17 protein-coding genes are annotated in these 18,481 nt (G+C 73.5%); 9 read left to right on the forward strand and 8 right to left on the reverse strand.

All coding sequences use genetic code 11. The features are described 5' to 3' along the window. Nucleotides 1-5 precede the first annotated feature (5 nt). The 3 genes from ACZ5D2_RS32805 to ACZ5D2_RS32815 form a co-directional block, all read right to left on the reverse strand. On the reverse strand, nt 6-1,853 hold the full coding sequence (locus tag ACZ5D2_RS32805) for a glycoside hydrolase family 15 protein (RefSeq protein WP_371677216.1): 1,848 nt from the start codon (nt 1,851-1,853) through the stop codon (nt 6-8). A 264-nt stretch (nt 1,854-2,117) separates the two neighbouring features. Continuing rightward, nucleotides 2,118-2,783 (reverse strand): hypothetical protein, encoded by a 666-nt coding sequence (locus tag ACZ5D2_RS32810; protein WP_468934448.1) that lies wholly within the window; start codon nt 2,781-2,783, stop codon nt 2,118-2,120. A 165-nt stretch (nt 2,784-2,948) separates the two neighbouring features. Continuing rightward, nucleotides 2,949-3,812, reverse strand: a complete 864-nt coding sequence (locus tag ACZ5D2_RS32815) for a menaquinone biosynthetic enzyme MqnA/MqnD family protein (protein WP_371677218.1) — start codon at nt 3,810-3,812, stop codon at nt 2,949-2,951. Nucleotides 3,813-4,049: 237 nt separating this feature from the next. Here ACZ5D2_RS32815 and ACZ5D2_RS32820 point away from each other — a divergent pair, with 237 nt between their 5' ends. Further along, on the forward strand, nt 4,050-4,253 hold the full coding sequence (locus ACZ5D2_RS32820) for a cold-shock protein (protein ID WP_007265804.1): 204 nt from the start codon (nt 4,050-4,052) through the stop codon (nt 4,251-4,253). A gap of 237 nt (nt 4,254-4,490) precedes the next feature. Here the strand turns inward: ACZ5D2_RS32820 and ACZ5D2_RS32825 are convergent, their stop codons facing one another. Beyond that, nucleotides 4,491-6,209, reverse strand: a complete 1,719-nt coding sequence (locus ACZ5D2_RS32825) for a lytic transglycosylase domain-containing protein (protein ID WP_468934452.1) — start codon at nt 6,207-6,209, stop codon at nt 4,491-4,493. A gap of 447 nt (nt 6,210-6,656) precedes the next feature. On the opposite strand from ACZ5D2_RS32825, the gene ACZ5D2_RS32830 reads away from it, so the two are divergent. From ACZ5D2_RS32830 to ACZ5D2_RS32840, 3 genes are all read left to right on the forward strand, one after another. Further along, complete coding sequence (locus tag ACZ5D2_RS32830) at nt 6,657-7,277, forward strand: hypothetical protein (protein WP_468934455.1); 621 nt, start codon at nt 6,657-6,659, stop codon at nt 7,275-7,277. A 158-nt stretch (nt 7,278-7,435) separates the two neighbouring features. Next, nucleotides 7,436-8,221, forward strand: a complete 786-nt coding sequence (locus ACZ5D2_RS32835; protein WP_468934458.1) for an SDR family oxidoreductase — start codon at nt 7,436-7,438, stop codon at nt 8,219-8,221. A gap of 40 nt (nt 8,222-8,261) precedes the next feature. Continuing rightward, on the forward strand, nt 8,262-10,838 hold the full coding sequence (locus ACZ5D2_RS32840) for a bifunctional FO biosynthesis protein CofGH (RefSeq protein WP_468934460.1): 2,577 nt from the start codon (nt 8,262-8,264) through the stop codon (nt 10,836-10,838). Between the two features lie 64 nt (nt 10,839-10,902). On the opposite strand, the gene ACZ5D2_RS32845 is transcribed toward ACZ5D2_RS32840, so the two are convergent. After that, on the reverse strand, nt 10,903-11,997 hold the full coding sequence (locus ACZ5D2_RS32845) for a tyrosine-protein phosphatase (RefSeq protein ID WP_468934462.1): 1,095 nt from the start codon (nt 11,995-11,997) through the stop codon (nt 10,903-10,905). Nucleotides 11,998-12,504: 507 nt separating this feature from the next. On the opposite strand from ACZ5D2_RS32845, the gene ACZ5D2_RS32850 reads away from it, so the two are divergent. Continuing rightward, nucleotides 12,505-13,662 carry an ADP-ribosylglycohydrolase family protein gene (locus ACZ5D2_RS32850; RefSeq protein WP_371677224.1) on the forward strand — a complete coding sequence of 386 codons (1,158 nt, stop codon included), beginning with the start codon at nt 12,505-12,507 and terminating at the stop codon, nt 13,660-13,662. Here ACZ5D2_RS32850 and ACZ5D2_RS32855 read toward each other — a convergent pair. Then, entirely contained in the window at nt 13,641-14,246 is a 606-nt protein-coding gene (locus tag ACZ5D2_RS32855) for an SMI1/KNR4 family protein (RefSeq protein ID WP_468934466.1), read from the reverse strand. The two genes, ACZ5D2_RS32850 and ACZ5D2_RS32855, sit on opposite strands and share 22 nt — an antisense overlap. A 219-nt stretch (nt 14,247-14,465) precedes the next feature. On the opposite strand from ACZ5D2_RS32855, the gene ACZ5D2_RS32860 reads away from it, so the two are divergent. The 4 genes from ACZ5D2_RS32860 to ACZ5D2_RS32875 all read left to right on the forward strand — a co-directional run bounded on the left by ACZ5D2_RS32860 (nt 14,466) and on the right by ACZ5D2_RS32875 (nt 17,120). Next, on the forward strand, nt 14,466-15,326 hold the full coding sequence (locus tag ACZ5D2_RS32860; protein ID WP_371677226.1) for a TIGR03619 family F420-dependent LLM class oxidoreductase: 861 nt from the start codon (nt 14,466-14,468) through the stop codon (nt 15,324-15,326). 120 nt (nt 15,327-15,446) lie between these two features. After that, nucleotides 15,447-15,938: a hypothetical protein gene (locus tag ACZ5D2_RS32865; RefSeq protein ID WP_371677227.1), complete on the forward strand. Its 492-nt coding sequence runs from the start codon at nt 15,447-15,449 to the stop codon at nt 15,936-15,938. A 16-nt stretch (nt 15,939-15,954) separates the two neighbouring features. Beyond that, nucleotides 15,955-16,227, forward strand: a complete 273-nt coding sequence (locus tag ACZ5D2_RS32870; RefSeq protein ID WP_371677228.1) for a hypothetical protein — start codon at nt 15,955-15,957, stop codon at nt 16,225-16,227. A gap of 89 nt (nt 16,228-16,316) precedes the next feature. Next, nucleotides 16,317-17,120, forward strand: a complete 804-nt coding sequence (locus ACZ5D2_RS32875; protein ID WP_468934471.1) for a maleylpyruvate isomerase family mycothiol-dependent enzyme — start codon at nt 16,317-16,319, stop codon at nt 17,118-17,120. Between the two features lie 98 nt (nt 17,121-17,218). On the opposite strand, the gene ACZ5D2_RS32880 is transcribed toward ACZ5D2_RS32875, so the two are convergent. Both ACZ5D2_RS32880 and ACZ5D2_RS32885 read right to left on the reverse strand, forming a co-directional pair. Beyond that, complete coding sequence (locus tag ACZ5D2_RS32880) at nt 17,219-17,929, reverse strand: MOSC domain-containing protein (RefSeq protein WP_468934474.1); 711 nt, start codon at nt 17,927-17,929, stop codon at nt 17,219-17,221. A gap of 15 nt (nt 17,930-17,944) precedes the next feature. Continuing rightward, complete coding sequence (locus tag ACZ5D2_RS32885; RefSeq protein WP_371677231.1) at nt 17,945-18,283, reverse strand: hypothetical protein; 339 nt, start codon at nt 18,281-18,283, stop codon at nt 17,945-17,947. Nucleotides 18,284-18,481 lie beyond the last annotated feature (198 nt).

Here is an 18,481-nt window from a genome sequence, read left to right on the forward strand (position 1 = left end):
GCCGGTCAGTGGAACGGGCGTTCGGCGCGGTCGAGTTCCTCGTCGAGGGCGAGGGCCGCGTCGATGAGGGCGAGGTGGGTGAAGGCCTGCGGGAAGTTGCCGAGCTGTTCGCCGGAGGGGCCGATCTCCTCGGCGAACAGGCCCACGTGGTTGGCGTAGGTGAGCATCTTGTCGAAGGCGTAGCGGGCCTGTTCGAGACGTCCGGCGCGGGCGAGGGCCTCCACGTACAGGAACGTGCACAGGTTGAAGGTGCCCTCGGAGCCGCGCAGGCCGTCGGGCGACGCGGCGGGGTCGTAGCGGTAGACCAGGCTGTCGCTGACGAGTTCGGTGTCCATGGCGTCGAGGGTGGTCAGCCAGTCGGGATCGGTGGGGGTCAGGAAGCCGACCTTGGGCATGAGGAGCAGGGAGGCGTCGAGGACGTCCGTGTCGTAGTGCTGGACGAAGGCGCGGCGCTCCGCGCTCCAGCCCCGGTCGACGATCTGCCGGAAGACGGCGTCGCGGGCTTCCTGCCAGCGGGTGGTGTCGCCGGGACGGGAGCGGGCCGTGGCGAGCCGGACGGCACGGTCGAAGGCGACCCAGGTCATCAGGCGGCTGTAGGTGAAGTCCTGGCGGCCTCCGCGGGTTTCCCATATGCCCTCGTCGGGGCGGTCCCAGTGATCGGTGAGCCAGTCGACGACACCGGCGAAGACCTGCCAGCCGCGGACGCCCCCGATGTCCTCGGCCTGGGCGAGGGCGTAGGCCGCCTCGCCGTAGATGTCGAGCTGGATCTGGTCGGCGGCGGCGTTCCCGGCCCGCACCGGGGCGGAGCACCGGTAGCCCTCCAGGTGGGCGAGCGTCTCCTCGGTGAGGTGGGGCTCGCCGTCGACGCGGTACATGATCTGCAGCGGTTCGCCCGACGCCGTGGCGCCGGCGTCCAGGCGTTCGCGCAGCCACCGGCGGAACGCGTCGGCCTCCGCCGTGAAGCCGAGGTCGATCAGGGCCCTCACGGACAGCGAGCCGTCGCGGACCCAGGTGTAGCGGTAGTCCCAGTTGCGCTCGCCGCCGATCTGTTCGGGCAGGCCCATGGTGGCGGCGGCGACGGGAGCGCCGGTCGGGGCGTAGGTGAGGAGTTTGAGGGTGATGGCCGACCGGGAGACCATCTCGTGCCAACGGCCCCGGTAGCGGGAGGAGCGCAGCCAGTTCCGCCAGAACGCGGAGCACGCGTCGAACTCGGCGAGGACCGCTTCGACGGTGGGCAGCGGACCGCCGGGCCGGCCGCTGAGTCCGGCCGGACCGCCGCTCTCGCTGGTCAGGACGACCGCGGCACGTTCCCCGGCGTTCAGGGTGAACCGGGCGGAGACGTCGGTGCCCTCCTCGTGCAAGCCGACCGGGGCGGTGGCCTGCAGGTGCAGGTCGGTGCCGGGTCCGCGGAACAGGACGGACCCGTCGTCGAGGCGCTGGAGCTCGTGCGGGGCCCGGCCGTAGTCGAAGCGCGGCCGGCACACCAGCTCGAACGGCAGACTGCCACGCACCACCCGCGCGGCCCGCACCAGCCGGTGCCGGGCGGACGGCGTCGGGGAGGTGTCGGGCGGCATGAAGTCGACGACCTCGCCGACCCCGCCCGGTGCCATGAAGCGGGTGATGAGGACGGCGGTGTCGGGCAGGTAGAGCTGCCGGACGGTGCCCTCGTCACCGACGTCGGCACGCAGGCGGCAGTAGCCTCCGCGGTCGCTGTCGAGGAGCGAGGCGAACAGGCTGGGGGAGTCGAACCTCGGGGTGCACCACCAGTCGACGGTGCTGTCGGCGGCGATCAGCGCCGCGGTCTGCAGGTCGCCGACGATGCCGTGATCGGCGATCGCTGGGTAGTCGTTCACAGCGCCTCCTCGGCCACGGGCGCCGGCCGGCCGGGGGCCGGTGCTGGAGGCCATCAGGATCCGTGCGGCGGGCCCACGGCCCGCGCCGTGCCGTACGCGCGGTCGGCGCTTCGCCCGGCAGCCACCCGCCGCAGCGGGGTCGGGCGCCCGGCCACGCCTGCCCATCATCGCTGGCCCGGAGACCCCCGGCCACTCACGGGCGCTCCGTGCCCGCGTCCGCGCGCACGGCACCGGCCGGCCGGCCGGCCCGGTCGTCCGGGCCCGTCAGCGGCGGTCGCCTCCCCACACCTCGCTCTCGCGCAGCACCGCCAGTGCGAACGCCGGCCGGGCGTCGAGCGGGCCGTCCCGGTCCACCGTGTACCAGCGCGGGCCCTGGGAGGGCTGGAAGGTGAGCACGGTCCGGTCCCCGGCCCGCCAGACCACCGGCGCGAGGCCGCCGGCCGCGTCGCCCTCGGCCCCCAGGCTCAGCAGGCCGTCGACGACGCCGCCCAACAGCTTGCCGGCGCCCCGCTCCAGCGCCCGCCGGGGGCCGCCGGCGGCCCAGCCGCGCACGGCCACCGCCTCCGGCTGCCCGGGGAGCTCCAGCCACCAGCCGTGGCGGACCAGTCGCTGCGCGGCCGGGGTCCGGTGGACGGCGCCCAGCTCCCGCCCGTCGGGTCCGGTGACCCGGTAGGGGCCCTCCCCGGGCTCCGGACCGGCCGGGGTCACCGAGCACAGCGGGCGCAGACCGCCCTCGTCCGCGGACAACCGGAATCCCCGGCGCGGCGGAGCGCCGGGCACGGCCGGTGCGATGAACACGGCCGGAACCATGTCCTCCCCCAGCCGCCGCGGAACACGGATCGCGTACGGTCCCGCGCCGCGCCGGGAGGCGCGCACGGCGTTGCGCAGCGTCCGGCCGACGGTGAACCGGGTGATCTCTTCCCAGTACACCGGTTCAATCGGTTCGGCCGGCCGCTTACCGCCGAATGCCATGGGGTCCCCCGTCCCTCGTTCGTATTCCGCTTCAGGGGGACGAGAATACGAAAGGGGAACGAATTCCCGGCAAACGGAACAATCACCGGTTTGGCGGCGCCGGAGATCACCGGGATAAGACGGTCACCGCTCCGGGACGGTCGCCTTCAGGAGCTCTACGGCGACATCCGTCGGGTACCCGGTGTCGGCTCCCGTTCGGCGCGCGAATTCCCGTACGCCGGCCAGCTGCTCGGGGCCGAAGCGGAAGTCGAGGGTGGTGAAGTAGCGCTCCAGCAGCTCCGCGTCGAAGGCCTCCCAGCGGGCCGCCTGGTCGGCCACCTTGGTCACCTCTTCGAGGGAGAGGTCACGGGAGGCGAGGAAGGCCTCGTGGACCTCCCGGACCACCTCCGGCTCACGGGCGAGGTAGTCCTTGCGGGCTGCCCAGACGGCGAAGACGAACGGCAGTCCCGTCCAGTCCTTCCACATCTGCCCGAGGTCGTGCACGGTCAGGCCGAGCCGGGGGGCGTCGTGCAGCGAGGCGCGCAGCGCGGCGTCTCCGATCAGCACCGCCGCCTCGGCCTCCTGCATCATCAGCCCCAGGTCAGGGGGGCAGGAGTAGTAGTCGGGGCGGACCCCGTACTGCTCGGCGAGCAGCAGCTGGGCGAGGCGTACGGAGGTGCGCGAGGTCGATCCGAGGGCGACCCGGGCGCCGTCCAGCTGCTCCAGCGGGACCTGCGAGACGATCACGCACGACATGACCGGACCGTCGCAGCCGACCGCGAGGTCGGGGAAGGCGACGAGCTGGTCGGCGTTGCGGAGGAACTCCACGAGGGTGATCGGGGCGATGTCCAGCTCACCCCGCACGAGGCGCTCACTGAGCTTCTCGGGGGTGTCCTTGGTCAGGTCCATGTCCAGCAGCGTGCCGGTTCTGGCCAGCCCCCAGTAGAGGGGGAGGCAGTTCAGGAACTGGATGTGGCCGACACGGGGCCGGCTGCGATAGACGTCCACATCGCGAGACTAGCCCCCGGCTCTCCGTCAGCGATCAGGCGGGTCTCAAACGTCCGGGTGACGTGATCTTTCCCTCTGGTCTCGCCCCGAGGGTGCGTGCTAGGCTCGACGCAAGTTGCAGTTTGGTTTCCCTTGCAGTACGAGGCCTGCGGAGCATGTAACCCGCAGGCTTTTGTAGTTTTCAGACTTCTTAGCAGGTTCTGGAGCAGGGCGACCCTTTGGCCCATAGGAGGGCTCATGGCTACCGGAACCGTGAAGTGGTTCAACGCTGAAAAGGGCTTCGGCTTCATCGCCCAGGACGGCGGCGGCCCGGATGTCTTCGTCCACTACTCCGCGATCAACGCCTCTGGCTTCCGCTCCCTGGAGGAGAACCAGCAGGTGAACTTCGACGTCACGCAGGGTCCGAAGGGCCCGCAGGCGGAGAACGTCACCCCGGCCTAGTCGCCTGGCCGGCCGGATCGCGGCTGGATTAAGCAGTACCCAAGGAGCCCTGTCTCCCCCGCCCAGGCGGGGGAGACAGGGCTCCTGCCTGTGGCCCTCCGGCGCCCGCCGAGGGGGAACGACCGTGGCCCGGTCACCGTCCGGGAGGACGGTGACCGGGCCACGGGCCGTTCGTACGCGGGGCCGGACCGCCCGGGGGTGGTCCGGAGCCCCGGCCTGGCGGCCGGGGCGGTGGGGCTACTGCTTGGCGGCCGGCGGGGTGGTGGCCGACGGGGCGGTGGCCGACGGGGCGGTGATCTTGATGTCCAGGATCAGTTCCGCGCCGTCCGCGGTGCTCAGACGGAGGTGGTAGGTGCCCGCGGGCACGTCCGTGGTGAGCAGCTCCGGCAGCTTGAACTTGCCGTCGGCGCCGGTCTTGGGCAGCTCCAGGGAGAACAGCTTCGCGCCGTCCTTGCCCGCGAAGTACGGACCCGTGGCCTTCTTCGCGTCCACCGGGGTCCAGGCGCCCGGCTTGCCCTCGACCAGTGCGGCGGTGACCTGCGCACCGGCCACCGGCTTCCCGCCCGCGGCGGCCAGGAACTCCAGGCCCTTCACCGCGGTGCCGGCCGCGGCCCCGACCGGGGCGGTGCCGTCGGTGCGGGTGAGGACGAGCGGCTTGGCCTTCTCCGTGACCTTTCCGTCAAGCGCCAGCGTGAGCTGACTCTTCGCGTCGTAGGCCGTGGCCCGCAGGGTGAACGTGCCCGCCTCGGCGCCCGCCTTCAGCTTGGGCGCGGTGGCGATGCCCTCGGAGTCCGTACGGACGACCACGCTCGGCTCGTCGCCGAAGACGAAGCCGGTGCCGCCGGTGGTGTCCTTCTCCACGGCGACGACGACGGCCTGGTCCGCGGCCGGCTTGCCGTCACTGAGCAGTGCCTTGAAGCGGACGCCCTCGGCGAACAGGCTCCCGGCCTCGGCCTCCAGCTTCGCGTCGCCGACCCGCTCCAGCTTGGCGAGGGTCGCGGGCGCCGGGGTCGGCTTGGTCGGCTCGCTCGGCGTCGGCGTCGGCGTGGGCGTCGGCTTCGGAGTCGGGGTGGGCGTCGGCTTCGGCGCGGGATTCGGCTTCGAGGCCGGCGGGTTCGGCGTCGGGACGTGCGGCGGGGTGGGCAGGGTCGGCGCGGGCGGCGTCGGGAAGGTTCCGACCGGCGGGTTCGGGACGCCCGTGGTGCCTTCCTGGTACTGGCGCATGTAGCCGAGGACGCTGTTCACGTACTCGCGCGAACTGTTGTAGCTGAGGACCGCCCTGTCCAGGTCGGCCGGGACCGACAGGTCCTTGCCGCCGGAGCAGAGGTAGAGACCGGCGCCGAGGGCCGCGTCGTAGATGTTGTTCGCGTCGCGCTGGCCGTCGCCGTTGCCGTCGGCCTTCCAGTCCTTCCACGTGGAGGGGATGAACTGGAGCGGGCCGAAGGCGCGGTCGTACTCGGTGTCGCCGTCCCACTCGCCCTTGTCGGTGTCGGTGATCTTCGCGAAGCCGTTGCCGTCGAGGCGGGGGCCGCGGATCGGGCGCTCGGTGGTGCCGTCGGCCTTGAGCCCGTACCCGGAGGCGTGGACGGACTCGATCCGGCCTATGCCGGCGATCAGCGCCCAGGACAGGTTGCACTTGGGCAGGGCCGCCTTCACGGCGACCTCGGCGCGCTTGTAGGCGTCGAGGGCGGTGGCGGGGATCCCGGAGGCCCCTTCGGCCGCGCCGCCGGCGCCGGCCGCGGGTGGCACCACGGGGTCGGCGAGCGGGGCCGGCAGGTCGAGGCGGGCGTCACCGCGGTCGGCGGCCTGCGGACTGTCCGGGGTCGGTTCGGCCTCTCCCGCACCGGCGACCGGAGTGTTGGTCACGACGGCGGCGGTGGTCAGGCTGGCCGCGAGGGCGGCCGTGCACAAGACCTTGCGCGAGGTGTTGACTACATGACGGTGAAGCGGCTTCACAGTGCGGCGATCCCCCCAAGGCGGCCGGCGAAGGCGTCGGCTGGTCGAGCCGTGATTCTTCTGTCTATCAGGTATTCGGATACGACTCGCCGTCACCCCCGCACATATGACGCACCATTCGTCTCGGCTTCACCCGCCTGTGGCCCAGGACGTCCAGCGTGCCTCGTCCGCGCCTCCGGTGAACCACCGGAACCGCCCAAGACCCGGACCGATACGCCCCATTAGCCCACTCTGGCACGGAACTCACCCTCATGTCCCGGGTGTCCGCGGCCTCCAGGTGGGCGGAGGAACCGGGACTCTCCGCCCCGGCTGGTACGTTCGAGCCACACGAGAGCACTGGCGTTCGGTTCCGCTCCTGCAGTGAAGGACCCCTCCGGCGGGGGCCGCGGGCCGTCGTCCCGGCTGTTCGCCGCTCCCCTGCCGTCCGCAGAACCCGAAGGCCCTCCCATGAGCACTCCCCCGCCCAACCCGTACTCGGGCGCGCCCGTTCCGCCCAACCCGTACGCCCAGGGCGCCGGTGCGCCCAACCCGTACGGCCCGCCGCAGCCCGGCGGACCGGTCCCGGCGCAGCAGCCCCCGTACGCGCAGCCGCACCCGCCGCAGCCCCGGCACCCGCAGCAGCCTCACCCCCAGTACGCCCACCCCCAGCACCCCCCGTACCTGGTGCCCGGCCCCACCGGCTGCCGCAACTGCGGGGCTCCCGAGGCCGTGAACTTCGCCGTCCGGGCCCACGTCGGCGTGCTCGTCGTGATGCGGTTCCACCGCCTCGACGGCCCCTTCTGCCGCCGGTGCGGGCGCGCCCTGGTGCGGATCATGACCACCAAGACGCTGTTCCAGGGCTGGTGGAGCCCCCTGTCCCTGGTGCTGTTCACGCCCTTCACCCTGTTCTGGAACCTGATCGCCGCGACCAAGTTCGCCAAGCTCGAACCGTCGGAGCCGGCCCCCGGCCGTCAGCAGCTCGACGAGGGTCCGCCGGTGCACGCGCGCCCGCTGGCGTACGTGGCGATCGTGCCGCTGCTCTGGGCGGTCTGGGTGATCACGCACATCATCGCGGACGTCAGCGGCTGACCTCCGGGGCGGCGGCGCCGGGCCGGGTCCACCGTCCCGGGACCGCCGCCCCTTCCCCCGCCGCCCTTCCCCCGCCACCCCTTCACAACCCCGCCCCGCACCCCTACCCTGACGCCCCGTCAGATCCATTGCCGGATCCAGCCGTCAGGGGGCGCGCCATGCTGCTGCGAGGGAAGACCGTCATCGTCTCCGGGGTCGGAGCCGGACTCGGGCACCAGGTGGCCGCGGCCGTGGTCCGTGACGGCGGCAACGCCGTGCTCGGGGCGCGGACCGAGGCCAATCTGGCCAAGTCCGCCGCCGAGATCGACCCCGACGGCACCCACACCGCCCACCGGCCGGCCGACATCACCGACGAGGCCCAGTGCCGGGCCCTGGCCGAGCTGGCCGTCGAGCGGTTCGGCGGGGTCGACGCCGTCGTGCACGTCGCCGCCTGGGACGCGTACTTCGGGGGCCTCCAGGACGCCGACTTCGGGACCTGGCAGCAGATCCTCGACGTCAACCTGCTCGGCACCCTGCGCATGACCCGCGCCTGCCTGCCCGCCCTCAAGGCCGCGGGCGGCGGCTCCGTCGTCATCATCGGCACCCAGTCCGCGGTGGCCGCCCCCAACGAGGTGCGCCAGGCCGCCTACGCCGCCTCCAAGGGGGCGCTGACCTCCGCCATGTACTCCCTCGCCCGCGAGCTCGGACCGGACCGGATCCGCGTCAACACCGTGCTGCCCGGCTGGATGTGGGGCCCGCCCGTCCAGGCCTTCGTCACCTTCACCGCCCACACCGAGAACGTCCCGGAGGCAGAGGTCCACGCCCGCCTCACCGAGCGGATGGCGCTGCCCGACCTCGCCACCGACGGGGACGTCGCCGACGCCGCCGTCTTCCTCGCCAGCGACCGGGCCCGGGCGATAACCGGCCAGTCCCTGCTGGTCAACGCCGGTGAGCTGATGCGATGAGGCCCTCCACTGGGTACCGGCAGACTCGTATGCTCGCCGTATGACCACTCCGAGCGACGCTCCCACCGACAACGCCATGCGCCGCGCGCTCCGGCGGGCCCGCGACGGCGTCGCGCTGGACGCGACCGAGGCCGCCGTACTCCTGCGGGCGCGCGGCGAGGCCCTCAAGGACCTCGCCGCCTCCGCCGCCCGCGTCCGGGACTCCGGGCTCGCCGCCGCCGGGCGCCCCGGCGTGATCACGTACTCGCGCAAGGTCTTCATCCCCCTCACCCGCCTGTGCCGCGACAAGTGCCACTACTGCACCTTCGTGACGGTGCCCGGCAAGCTCCGCAAGGCCGGGCACGGCATGTACCTCTCCCCCGACGAGGTCCTCGACATCGCCCGCCAGGGCGCGGCGATGGGCTGCAAGGAAGCCCTGTTCACCCTCGGCGACCGCCCGGAGGAGCGCTGGCCCGAGGCCCGCGAGTGGCTGGACGCGCACGGCTACGACGACACCCTCGCCTACGTACGGGCCATGGCGATCCGGGTACTGGAGGAGACGGGCCTGCTGCCCCACCTCAACCCGGGCGTGCTGTCGTGGGCGGAGCTCCAGCGCCTCAAGCCCGTCGCCCCGTCCATGGGCATGATGCTGGAGACCACCGCCACCCGCCTGTGGTCCGAGCCCGGCGGCCCGCACCACGGCTCCCCCGACAAGGAGCCCGCCGTGCGGCTGCGGGTCCTGGAGGACGCGGGCCGCTCCAACGTGCCCTTCACCACCGGGGTGCTCATCGGCATCGGCGAGTCCTACGAGGAGCGCGCCGAGGCCTTCTTCGAGCTGCGCCGGATCCAGCGCAGCTACCACGGCATCCAGGAAGTCATCGTCCAGAACTTCCGCGCCAAGCCGGACACGGCCATGCGCGGCATGCCGGACGCCGAGCTGGAGGAGCTGGCCGCCGCCATCGCCGTGGCCCGGCACATCCTGGGCCCGAGCGCCCGCATCCAGGCCCCGCCGAACCTGGTCGACGCCGAGTACGCCCTGCTGATCGGCGCCGGGATCGACGACTGGGGCGGGGTCTCCCCGCTGACCCCGGACCACGTCAACCCGGAGCGGCCCTGGCCGCACATCGAGGAGCTCGCGGAGCGCACCGCCGCCGCCGGCTTCGAGCTGCGCGAACGGCTCACGATCTACCCGGAGTTCCTCAGGCGCGGGGAGCCGTGGCTGGACCCCCGGCTGCTGCCGCACGTGCGCGCGCTGGCCGACCCGCAGACGGGTCTGGCCGACGCGGCCGCGACGGTGGAGGGCCGGCCGTGGCAGGAGCCCGACGAGGGCTTCGCCGCGTACGGGCGCACCGACCTGCACACCGCCATCGACACCGAGGGCCGTACCGGGGACCGCCGCGAGGACTTCGACCACGTCTACGGCGACTGGGAGGCCCTGCGCGAGGCCGCGGCCCCCGGCATGGTCCCCGAGCGCATCGACACCGACGTACGGGCGGCCCTGGCGCAGGCCGCCGACGACCCGACGCGGCTCACCGACGCGCAGGCCCTCGCCCTGCTGCACGCGGACGGCCCGGCGCTGGACGCGCTGTGCCGGATCGCGGACGAGCTGCGCGCCGCGGTGGTGGGCGACGAGGTCACCTACATCGTCACGCGGAACATCAACTTCACCAACGTCTGCTACACCGGCTGCCGCTTCTGCGCCTTCGCGCAGCGCCGTACGGACGCCGACGCCTACACCCTCTCCCTGGACCAGGTCGCCGACCGGGCCGCGCAGGCCTGGGACGTGGGCGCCGTCGAGGTGTGCATGCAGGGCGGCATCCACCCCGACCTGCCCGGGACCGCCTACTTCGACATCGCGCGCGCGGTGAAGGAGCGGGTCCCCGGCATGCACGTGCACGCCTTCTCCCCGATGGAGGTCGTCAACGGCGCCACCCGGACGGGGATGTCCGTACGGGACTGGCTCACGGCCGCCAAGGAGGCCGGGCTGGACTCGATCCCGGGCACGGCGGCCGAGATCCTGGACGACGAGGTCCGCTGGGTCCTGACCAAGGGGAAGCTGCCGACGGCGGACTGGATCGATGTGGTCACCACCGCGCACGAGCTCGGCATCCGGTCCTCGTCCACCATGATGTACGGCCACGTGGACCAGCCCCGGCACTGGCTGGGGCACCTGCGCACCCTGGCCCGGATCCAGGAGCGGACCGGCGGCTTCACGGAGTTCGTGACGCTCCCCTTCATCCACACCAACGCCCCGGTGTACCTGGCGGGCATCGCCCGGCCCGGCCCGACGGTCCGGGACAACCGGGCGGTCACGGCGATGGCCCGGCTGCTGCTGCACCCGCACATCACCAACATCCAGACCAGCTGGGTGAAGCTGGGGGCGGAGGGCGCGGCCGAGATGCTCCGCTCCGGGGCGAACGACCTGGGCGGCACGCTGATGGAGGAGACGATCTCCCGGATGGCGGGGTCGGGTTACGGCTCGTACAAGTCCGTCCGGGACCTGATCGCGGTCGCGGAGGCGGCGGGCCGGCCCGCGAAGGCCCGTACGACGCTGTACGGGGAGGTCCCGCGGGAACGGCAGGAGGCGGCGCGCGCCTCGGACGGCCACCTGCCGGAGCTGCTGCCGGTACTGGACTGAGCGGGAACGCGGGAGCCCGGCCGGTGTGGCGTCCGGCCGGGCCCGTGTTCCGCGGCGGCGGGGATCAGCCGACGAGGAGGTCCTTCCTGAGCTGCTTCAGCTCGCGGGCGTCGATGCCGAGGCCGTCCTTGAGGTAGCGGTCGAAGGAGCCGTACCTGGCCTTGACCTCGTCGTAGCCGGAGTTGAGGTACTCGGGGCGCACGTCGAGCATCGGCTTGTACACGGCGGCCTGCGGGGCGGGCAGGTGCGAGAGGACGGCGTCGTTGGCGGCCTTGCGGTAGTCGTTGCTGGCCAGGTAGTCGGCCATGACCGTCTCCTGCGGGACGCCGAGGGCGGTCAGCAGGGTGGCGTTCGCCCAGCCCGTGCGGTCCTTGCCGGCGGTGCAGTGGAAGAGGACGGAGCGGCTGCGGTCCTTCTCGATCCCTTCGAAGACCCGCGCGTAGGCCTTCTTGCCGCCGTCGCCGCCGACCATGGCCTTCTCGGCGTCGACCATGGCCTTGACGGCCTCGTCGGGGGTCTTCGGCAGGGTCTGGAAGGAACCGGAGCCGGCGAAGACGTCGGCGACGACGTAGGCGGCGCCCGCCGGGACCTTGTCGGCGTCCTTGGTGCGCTCGTCCTGCATGCGCAGGTCGAAGACCGTCCTGACGCGCAGCCGCTGGAGCTTGGCCAGGTCGTTCGCGGTGAGCTTGTTCAGGGCGTCGGAGCGGTAGATCTCGCCCATCTTGACCCACTGGCCGCTCGCGGTGCGGTAGCCGCCCGCGTCGCGGAAGTTGACCGTGCCCTCCAGCTTGACCAGCCGGTCGGCCAGGCGCAGGCCCTCGCCGCGCTCCGGCCGGAAGTCGAACCACTGGCGGTCGGCGGCGGGCAGGCCCTTGACCACGGCGCGGCCCTGGGCGCCGCCCTGGGCGACGACCTTGCCGTTGGCCTTGATCTCGACGCGCCCGGTGCCCTTGGCTCTCCACGCGAGGGTGTACGAGCCGTCGGCTCCGGCGGTGACCGTGGCCTCGGTGAAGGGGATGCCGGAGCGGCCCTGATGGCCGTTGTTCCAGGGGAGCTCCCAGCCGGCGGCGGTGGCGGCGGGGGCCGCGACCAGCGAGGCGGTGAGTGCGGAGGCGACGACGGTCGCGGCGAGGAGTGCCTTCGGGAGTGCCTTCTTCATGGCTACGAGGCTCTGGGCGGGCGGAGAACGCCGCGTGAACGAGGCATGGCCGGAACCGGCCGACTGGAAGGCAAGTGGCAAAACGTGCCATGCGCCAGGGTGGCGGCTGGAACCGTTCGCGATTCGGCCGTTCTCCGCCCACTTGGCGGCGAGGTGCCGAAGGCCTTCCGGATTCGGCCGGACCCGTCCACTACAGTGCCCGGGAGCCTGGGGGGAAACGACATGGACACGACCATCACAGCGGGCACGACGGCCACGCCCGAGCCCACGCACGCGCCCGAAGGCCGGACTCCACCGGCTCCCGCGACTTCCGCGGCTCCACCGGCGGCCGTGACTCCACCGGCTCCACCGGCTCCCCTGGCTCCACCCGCTGCCATGACTCCACCGACCCCCGTGGCTCCACCGGCTCCACCAACTCCCGCTGCTCCACCGGCTTCCACCGCTCCCGCGGCTCCACCGGTTCCAGCGGCTCCCGTGGCCCCACCGGTTCCGTCGACCCCCGCCCCCATGGCCCCACCGGCCTCGGTGGCTCCCACCGCCCCCGCGGCGCTGTGGGGCCGGGCCGAGCAACAGGACTTCCGCAGCCGGGTGCGCGGCACCCTCCTCGGCTCCGCCCTCGGCGACGCCCTCGGCGCACCGCTCGCCGGACTCTCCCTCCACGCCGTCCACGAGGCCCACGGCCCGGCGGGCCTCACCGCCCCGGTCCCCGCCCACGGCCGCCGCAGCGCCGTCACCGCCGCCACCCAGCTGACCCTGTTCACGGTGGACGGCCTGATCCGCGCCCACGTCCGCCGGGACACCGGCGCCTGGCACCCGCCGACCGACGTCCAGCGCGCCTACCGCCGCTGGGCCGCGACCCAGCACGACTGGGGCCCCGACGAGCGCCGCGAGGACAACGGCTGGCTCGCCAACGAGGAATGGCTCTACGCCCGGCGCGCCCCCGAACGGGCCTGCCTGACCGGCTTCGCCGACGACACCCTCGCCACCCTGGACACGCCGAAGAACCCCACCGCACGGGACGCCGCCGCCACCGTCCGCTCGGCCCCCTTCGGGCTGCTGGTCGGCTGGGAATCCGCCCTGGTGCTGCAACTGGCCGTCGAATGCGCCGTCCAGAGCCACGGCCACCCCACCGCGTACCTCTCGGCAGGGACCTTCGCCGTGATCGTCCACGGCCTGACCCGGGGCGAGTCCCTGGACACCGCCCTCCGGCGCGCCCTCGCCCTGCTCGCCGCCCTCCCCGGCCACCAGCCCGTCACCGACGCCCTCCGGCGCGCGGTCGCCGCCGTCACCCGGGGCGCGCCCGGCCCCGCCGCCGTCGAGGCCCTCACCCCGGGGGACGGACGCGGGGGCCCCGGCGCCGAGGACGCCCTCGCCGTCGCCGTCTACTGCGCCCTGGTCGCCGAGGACGTCCCGCACGGGCTGCGCCTCGCCGTGAACCACGGCGGCGACTCCGCCGCCACCGGCTCCCTGTGCGGGGCCCTCCTCGGCGCCCTGCACGGCGAGACGGCCCTCCCGGCCGCCTGGCTGGCCGCACTGGAGGGCCGGGCCACACTGCTGGAACTCGCCGACGACTTCGCCCTGGAGATGACCCAGGGCCCCGCCCTGCACGGCCCCTCGGTCTCCGCCCCCGGCTGGCTCGCCCGCTACCCGGTCCCGACGGCCTGAACCCCGGATCCCCCCTGGCCCCAGCCGGCCGGCAGCAGGTCCCACGACCCGTGGCGCAGCCAATCGTCGAAGGTCGCCGGGTGGCCGCCGCCGGGGTGGTCGGGGGAAAGCGGCACGATCAGGTCGCAGGTGGCCCGGCCGTCCCACCACACCGTGCCGGCCAGCGGACCGGTGATCGCGAGCCGCGTGGAGAAGCCGCAGCCGTTGTCCTGGAGGACCACCGAGCCCACGGTCTTCGCGTCCTGGAAGACCTCGTACTCCCGGTCCCACGCCTGCCAGGCCTCCCCGAAGGCCCGCTCGTCGGCGAAGTCCTCCGGCAGGGGCTCGCGCCCCTCCAGGTCCGCCGTCGCGTCCACGTACGAGTCCGGGTGCGGGAACGGCAGCCGCAGCAGCTCCGCCGGCGCCGGGCCGTCGGCGCCCCAGACCCAGCCCCGTTCGTCACGGAAGGGCGGGTACACCCACCGCGGGTGCTCGGCCTCCTTCAGGTACGCGCGGTACGCGGCGGGGAAGGACACACCGAGCTCGCGCTCGGCCAGGGCCAGCTCGGCCTCGGTCAACGGCGTGGACACGACGGGATGCTGCATGGCGGCGAGCCTAGGACCGGCCCGCCCCGCAGCCCTCCACCGGCCCGCCCCGCACCCGCCCACCTGGCCCCCGCCGCCCGGCCCCGGCCCCGGCCCCGGCCCGGAACCTCCGCCGGACCGGCCCGGCCGCCCCGCCCGGAACCCGCGCGGCACCCCCTGCCCTCCTGACGCGGAACGCCGTACCTTGGCCCTCCCCACGACTCGGAGGTGCCCTCGCCCATGCGGATCGCCACGACCGTCTTCCTCACCGACCGCACCATCACCCCCGTCCGCCTCGCCCGCGCCCTGGAGGAGCGCGGCTTCAGCGGCCTCTACCTTCCCGAGCACACCCACATCCCCGTCAACCGCGCCACCGACGCCCCCATGGGCGGCGAACTCCCCGAGGAGTACGGCCGCACCCTCGACCCCTTCGTCGCCCTCGGGCAGGCCGCCGCCGTGACCGAACGCCTCCACCTCGGCACCGGCATCACCCTGGTGGCCCAGCACGACCCGATCGGCCTCGCCAAGCAGGCCGCGACCCTCGACCACCTCAGCGGCGGCCGCGTCACCCTCGGCATCGGTTACGGCTGGAACGTCGAGGAGGCCGCCGACCACGGCGTCGAGTGGCGCACCCGGCGCGACCGGGTACGCCACCACATGGCCCTGATGCGCGCCCTGTGGTCGCCGCTGCCCACCGCGTACGAGGGCCCGTACGGCTCCGTCCAGGCCAGCTCCGCCCACCCCAAGCCGGCGACGCCCCCGCGCGAACTCGGCCCCGGCCGGCCCCTGTACGGACCCCGCACCCTGATCGGCGGCTCCGCCGGCCCGAAGCTCTTCGCCGCCATCGCCGACCACGCCGACGGCTGGCTCCCCATCGGCGGCCGCGGCCTCACCGAATCGGTGCCGGTCCTGCGGCGGGCCTGGGAGGCCGCCGGACGCGATCCGAAGACCCTCCAGGTCGTCCCGTACGCCGTCCAGCCCACTCCCGGGAAGATGGGCCACTACGCCGAACTCGGCCTGGAGGAGGTCGTCCTGCAGCTCCCGTCGGCCCCGGAGCCGGAGGTGCTGCGCACGCTGGACGGGTTCGCGCAGTACCTCTGAGGCGGTGGCGCGGAACCGCGGGCGGGTTCCACCGCGTGTCCGGGGGTGCCTCTGCCCGCCGGACCGGCTGGTACTTTGGCGCGTTCCGTCGATCAACTCGCTTTCCCTGGGGGACTTCCCGTGCACAGCTACCTGCGCTTCACCGCCGTCGCCGCCGTCGGTGCCACCGCCGCCCTGACCCTGACCGCCTGCGGCAGCGACAGCGGCAAGGCCGCGGACAAGCAGCCCTCCGCCGCCGCCTCCGCCCCGGCCGCCGCCACCACCCCCTCGACGGGCGGGACGGGCGGCGCGGGCGGCGCGGCGAAGGCCGGCACCCTGGAAGGAGGCTGGATCTCCATGCAGAACCCGGCCAAGGGCGTGGTGCTCACGGTCAAGGGCCAGACGGCGTTCGTCGTCGAGGCCGCCACGGGCCTGACCTGCGAGGGCACCAGCAACGGCTCGGCCCTCGACCTGAAGTGCCCGACGGGCGCCACCCGTTCGAAGGGCAAGGTCGACTCGGTCGACGCCACCACCCTGAAGGTCACCTGGGAGGGCCCGGCCGGCACGGACACCTTCCAGCGCAGCGAGCCGGGCAAGCTCCCCTCCCTCCCGGCCCTGCCGACCAAGAAGTAACCGGAAGGCGGCCGGGGTGCCGGGCCAGCGCAAGCGGAAGGCGCAGCAGCGCAGGGAGTCCGAGGCGTGGAGGGCGGCCCGGCAGGACGGCCACTGGGAACGCCTCTTCGCGACCCAGGACCAGGCGGAGTTCAAGGCGTACGTCCGCGAGCTGCTGCGCGGCGGCGACCTGCGCCCCGAGGACGTCCGGCTGGACATGCTGTGCGGCCGCCTGACGCACCCGACGACCCACGTGGTGAGCGTCTGGGTCCGGGCGGACGGAGGTCAGGCCTGCCAGGACGACGTCTAGGACGACGTCCGCGACGTCCGCGACGGCCGACCGGCGGCGACTGTGAAAATCGCTGTCCGGTGACCGGAGCACGGTGGTAGACATCCGGCGTGGAAAAGAATCTTGAGTTCCCTGACCTGCTGCGGCTGATCGATGAGCGGTCGACCGCCTTCCGCGCCGCGGTCGCCGCCGCGCCCAGTCTCGACGCACCGGTGCCGACCTGCCCCGAGTGGACGCTGTTCGACCTGGTGAAGCACCTGGGTGGGGGAGACCGTTTCTGGGCGGCCATCGTCGCCGCGGGGCCTGCCGACGGCCCCCCGGCCGAGGCCGCCGCTGCGCGCGCCGCTCTGGAGTTGCCGCGGGAGCGTGAGGCCCTGCTGGCCTGGCTGGCCGCGTCGACGCAGCTTCTGCTGAGCGCCCTGCGCGAGGCGGGCCCGGACGCCGACTGCTGGGCGTGGTGGACTGGGTTGCAGACGCCGCGGACCTCTGGCGGAGTCGCCCAGCACCGGGTCCAGGAGAGCGCGGTGCACACCTACGACGCCCAGCTCGCCACGGGCGCCCCGCAGCCGCTGCCGTCCGGGGTCGCCCTCGACGGTGTCGAGGAGTTCCTGTTCACCTGCGTGGCGTCGCCCAGCGCCTGGCCGCACAAGCCCACGACCTTCGACTTCCACGCCACCGAGGGCCGCTCCTGGCGCCTCACGGTCGACGGCGACGGCGCACGCTCCGCCCGCATACCCGCGCCCACGGCCACGGCCACGACCGGCGAGGACCCGGACGCAGCCGGCGTCTCCGTCCGCGGCACGGCCAGCGAGTTGGTCATCTACCTGTACGACCGCATCCCTGCCGAATCCCTGCACCTTGACGGAGACGCGGGGCTGCTCGACCTGCTCCGCGCCTGGGAGCCGGAGCACTAGGACGGAGCGGGGGCGAGCCGGCGAAGAGCCTCATCACCGCCCCCGTACCCGCACCCGTACCCGCACCCGCACGGCGTTCGCCGGCGGGACGGGCGGGGTCACTCCAGGACCAGCGGATCGCCGAGCCGTACGGTGCCCTGGGTCACGATGCCCGCGAGCATGTCGAGCCGGTTGTCGTGGGCCCGGGCGATGGTCTTCAGGATTAGTGGGGAGTGCGGGAGGTCCCGCTGGGCCTGGTTCGTCATCACGCACCGCTCGCTGGAGCGCACGAACTCCACGCACAGGCCGTCCCCCGCATGCGCCTTGCGTCCGGCCCACTCGTCCTCCACGAAGGGCGGGGTGCCGGGCGGGGTGCGCAGCAGCACGTTCGGCCGGAAGCGGCGTTCGTCCACCGGGACGCCGGGTATCTCCGCGCGGATCCAGTCGAGGGTGGCGGTGGTGAGGACGCTCAGCGGCAACTGGTCGAAGTGCGAGATCCCGCCCTCGCGGGCCAGCTCGACGTCGTCGCGGCCGAGGTAGGTGCGCAGGTACGCCGTGGGGTCGGCCACGGGCTCCCCCTGAGGGTCGATCAGCTCCGGCCGCCCGCTCCCCTCCGGGTAGCGGGAGCTCAGGTGCAGCAGACCGTCCATGCGGCGGAAGCGCCGGGTGTTCTTGCCCGACCCGAACCTGCCCTCGCCGTCGCGCACCGCGTAGAGCCGGTCACCGACCAGCCCGCGCCCGTCGACCTCCGCGCAGCGCAGCCGCTCGCCGCCGGTCGACTTGATCGGGTACCGCCACAGCCGTTCGATCACGCCCACGATGTCCGTCATCGTCGTGACGGTAGTTCACGGGGGCGGAACGGGCCCCGGCGCCGGCGCGCCCGGGGCCGGACGCCAGAAGCGCCCGTCAGGCAGGGCCTGACGGGCGCCGAGGAAGTACTCCGCGTCGCGCTGGAACCGGACGTCCGGAACGGCGCCGCGCACGTGCCCCCAGACGCCGGGCGCCACGCGGTACTCGCCCGCCACCATCCAGGGATCGTCACCCAGCACGAAGAGGTGCCTGATCGCCAGGAACTGGTCCCGCGACAGGGAAACGGACTCGACTATCTCCTCGTCCGCATCACGGAAGCCGATCAGATCCCAGACGAGGTTGTAGCCGTCGGCGAATGGATAGTCGCTGCTCATCGACGCCACGCTAGGCCGCACCCCACCTGCCCGCACCTGCTTTTCAGGCGGAACGGGGCCTGAGGGCTGGGTGGTCGGGGGTGGGGGTGGGGGTGGGGTCGGCCGGGGTCGGGGGTGGGCGGTGCACCCTTGGTCCGGGTCTGGGGAGGGCTGGGGGCGTCCCGCCAGTCCACTGTCCTTCCGTGTCGGGCCGGTCCC

The sequence above is a fragment of the Streptomyces sp. NPDC031479 genome (genome assembly GCF_055581065.1).

Coding starts and splice junctions, on each gene's coding strand:
- ACZ5D2_RS32880 (WP_468934474.1), bottom strand. CDS start 17,929: ATGACGGACATCGTGGGCGTGATCGAACGGCTGTGGCGGTACCCGATC.
- ACZ5D2_RS32845 (WP_468934462.1), bottom strand. CDS start 11,997: ATGAAGAAGGCACTCCCGAAGGCACTCCTCGCCGCGACCGTCGTCGCC.
- ACZ5D2_RS32830 (WP_468934455.1), top strand. CDS start 6,657: ATGAGCACTCCCCCGCCCAACCCGTACTCGGGCGCGCCCGTTCCGCCC.
- ACZ5D2_RS32885 (WP_371677231.1), bottom strand. CDS start 18,283: ATGAGCAGCGACTATCCATTCGCCGACGGCTACAACCTCGTCTGGGAT.
- ACZ5D2_RS32855 (WP_468934466.1), bottom strand. CDS start 14,246: ATGCAGCATCCCGTCGTGTCCACGCCGTTGACCGAGGCCGAGCTGGCC.
- ACZ5D2_RS32860 (WP_371677226.1), top strand. CDS start 14,466: ATGCGGATCGCCACGACCGTCTTCCTCACCGACCGCACCATCACCCCC.
- ACZ5D2_RS32840 (WP_468934460.1), top strand. CDS start 8,262: ATGACCACTCCGAGCGACGCTCCCACCGACAACGCCATGCGCCGCGCG.
- ACZ5D2_RS32850 (WP_371677224.1), top strand. CDS start 12,505: ATGGCCCCACCGGCCTCGGTGGCTCCCACCGCCCCCGCGGCGCTGTGG.
- ACZ5D2_RS32835 (WP_468934458.1), top strand. CDS start 7,436: ATGCTGCTGCGAGGGAAGACCGTCATCGTCTCCGGGGTCGGAGCCGGA.
- ACZ5D2_RS32820 (WP_007265804.1), top strand. CDS start 4,050: ATGGCTACCGGAACCGTGAAGTGGTTCAACGCTGAAAAGGGCTTCGGC.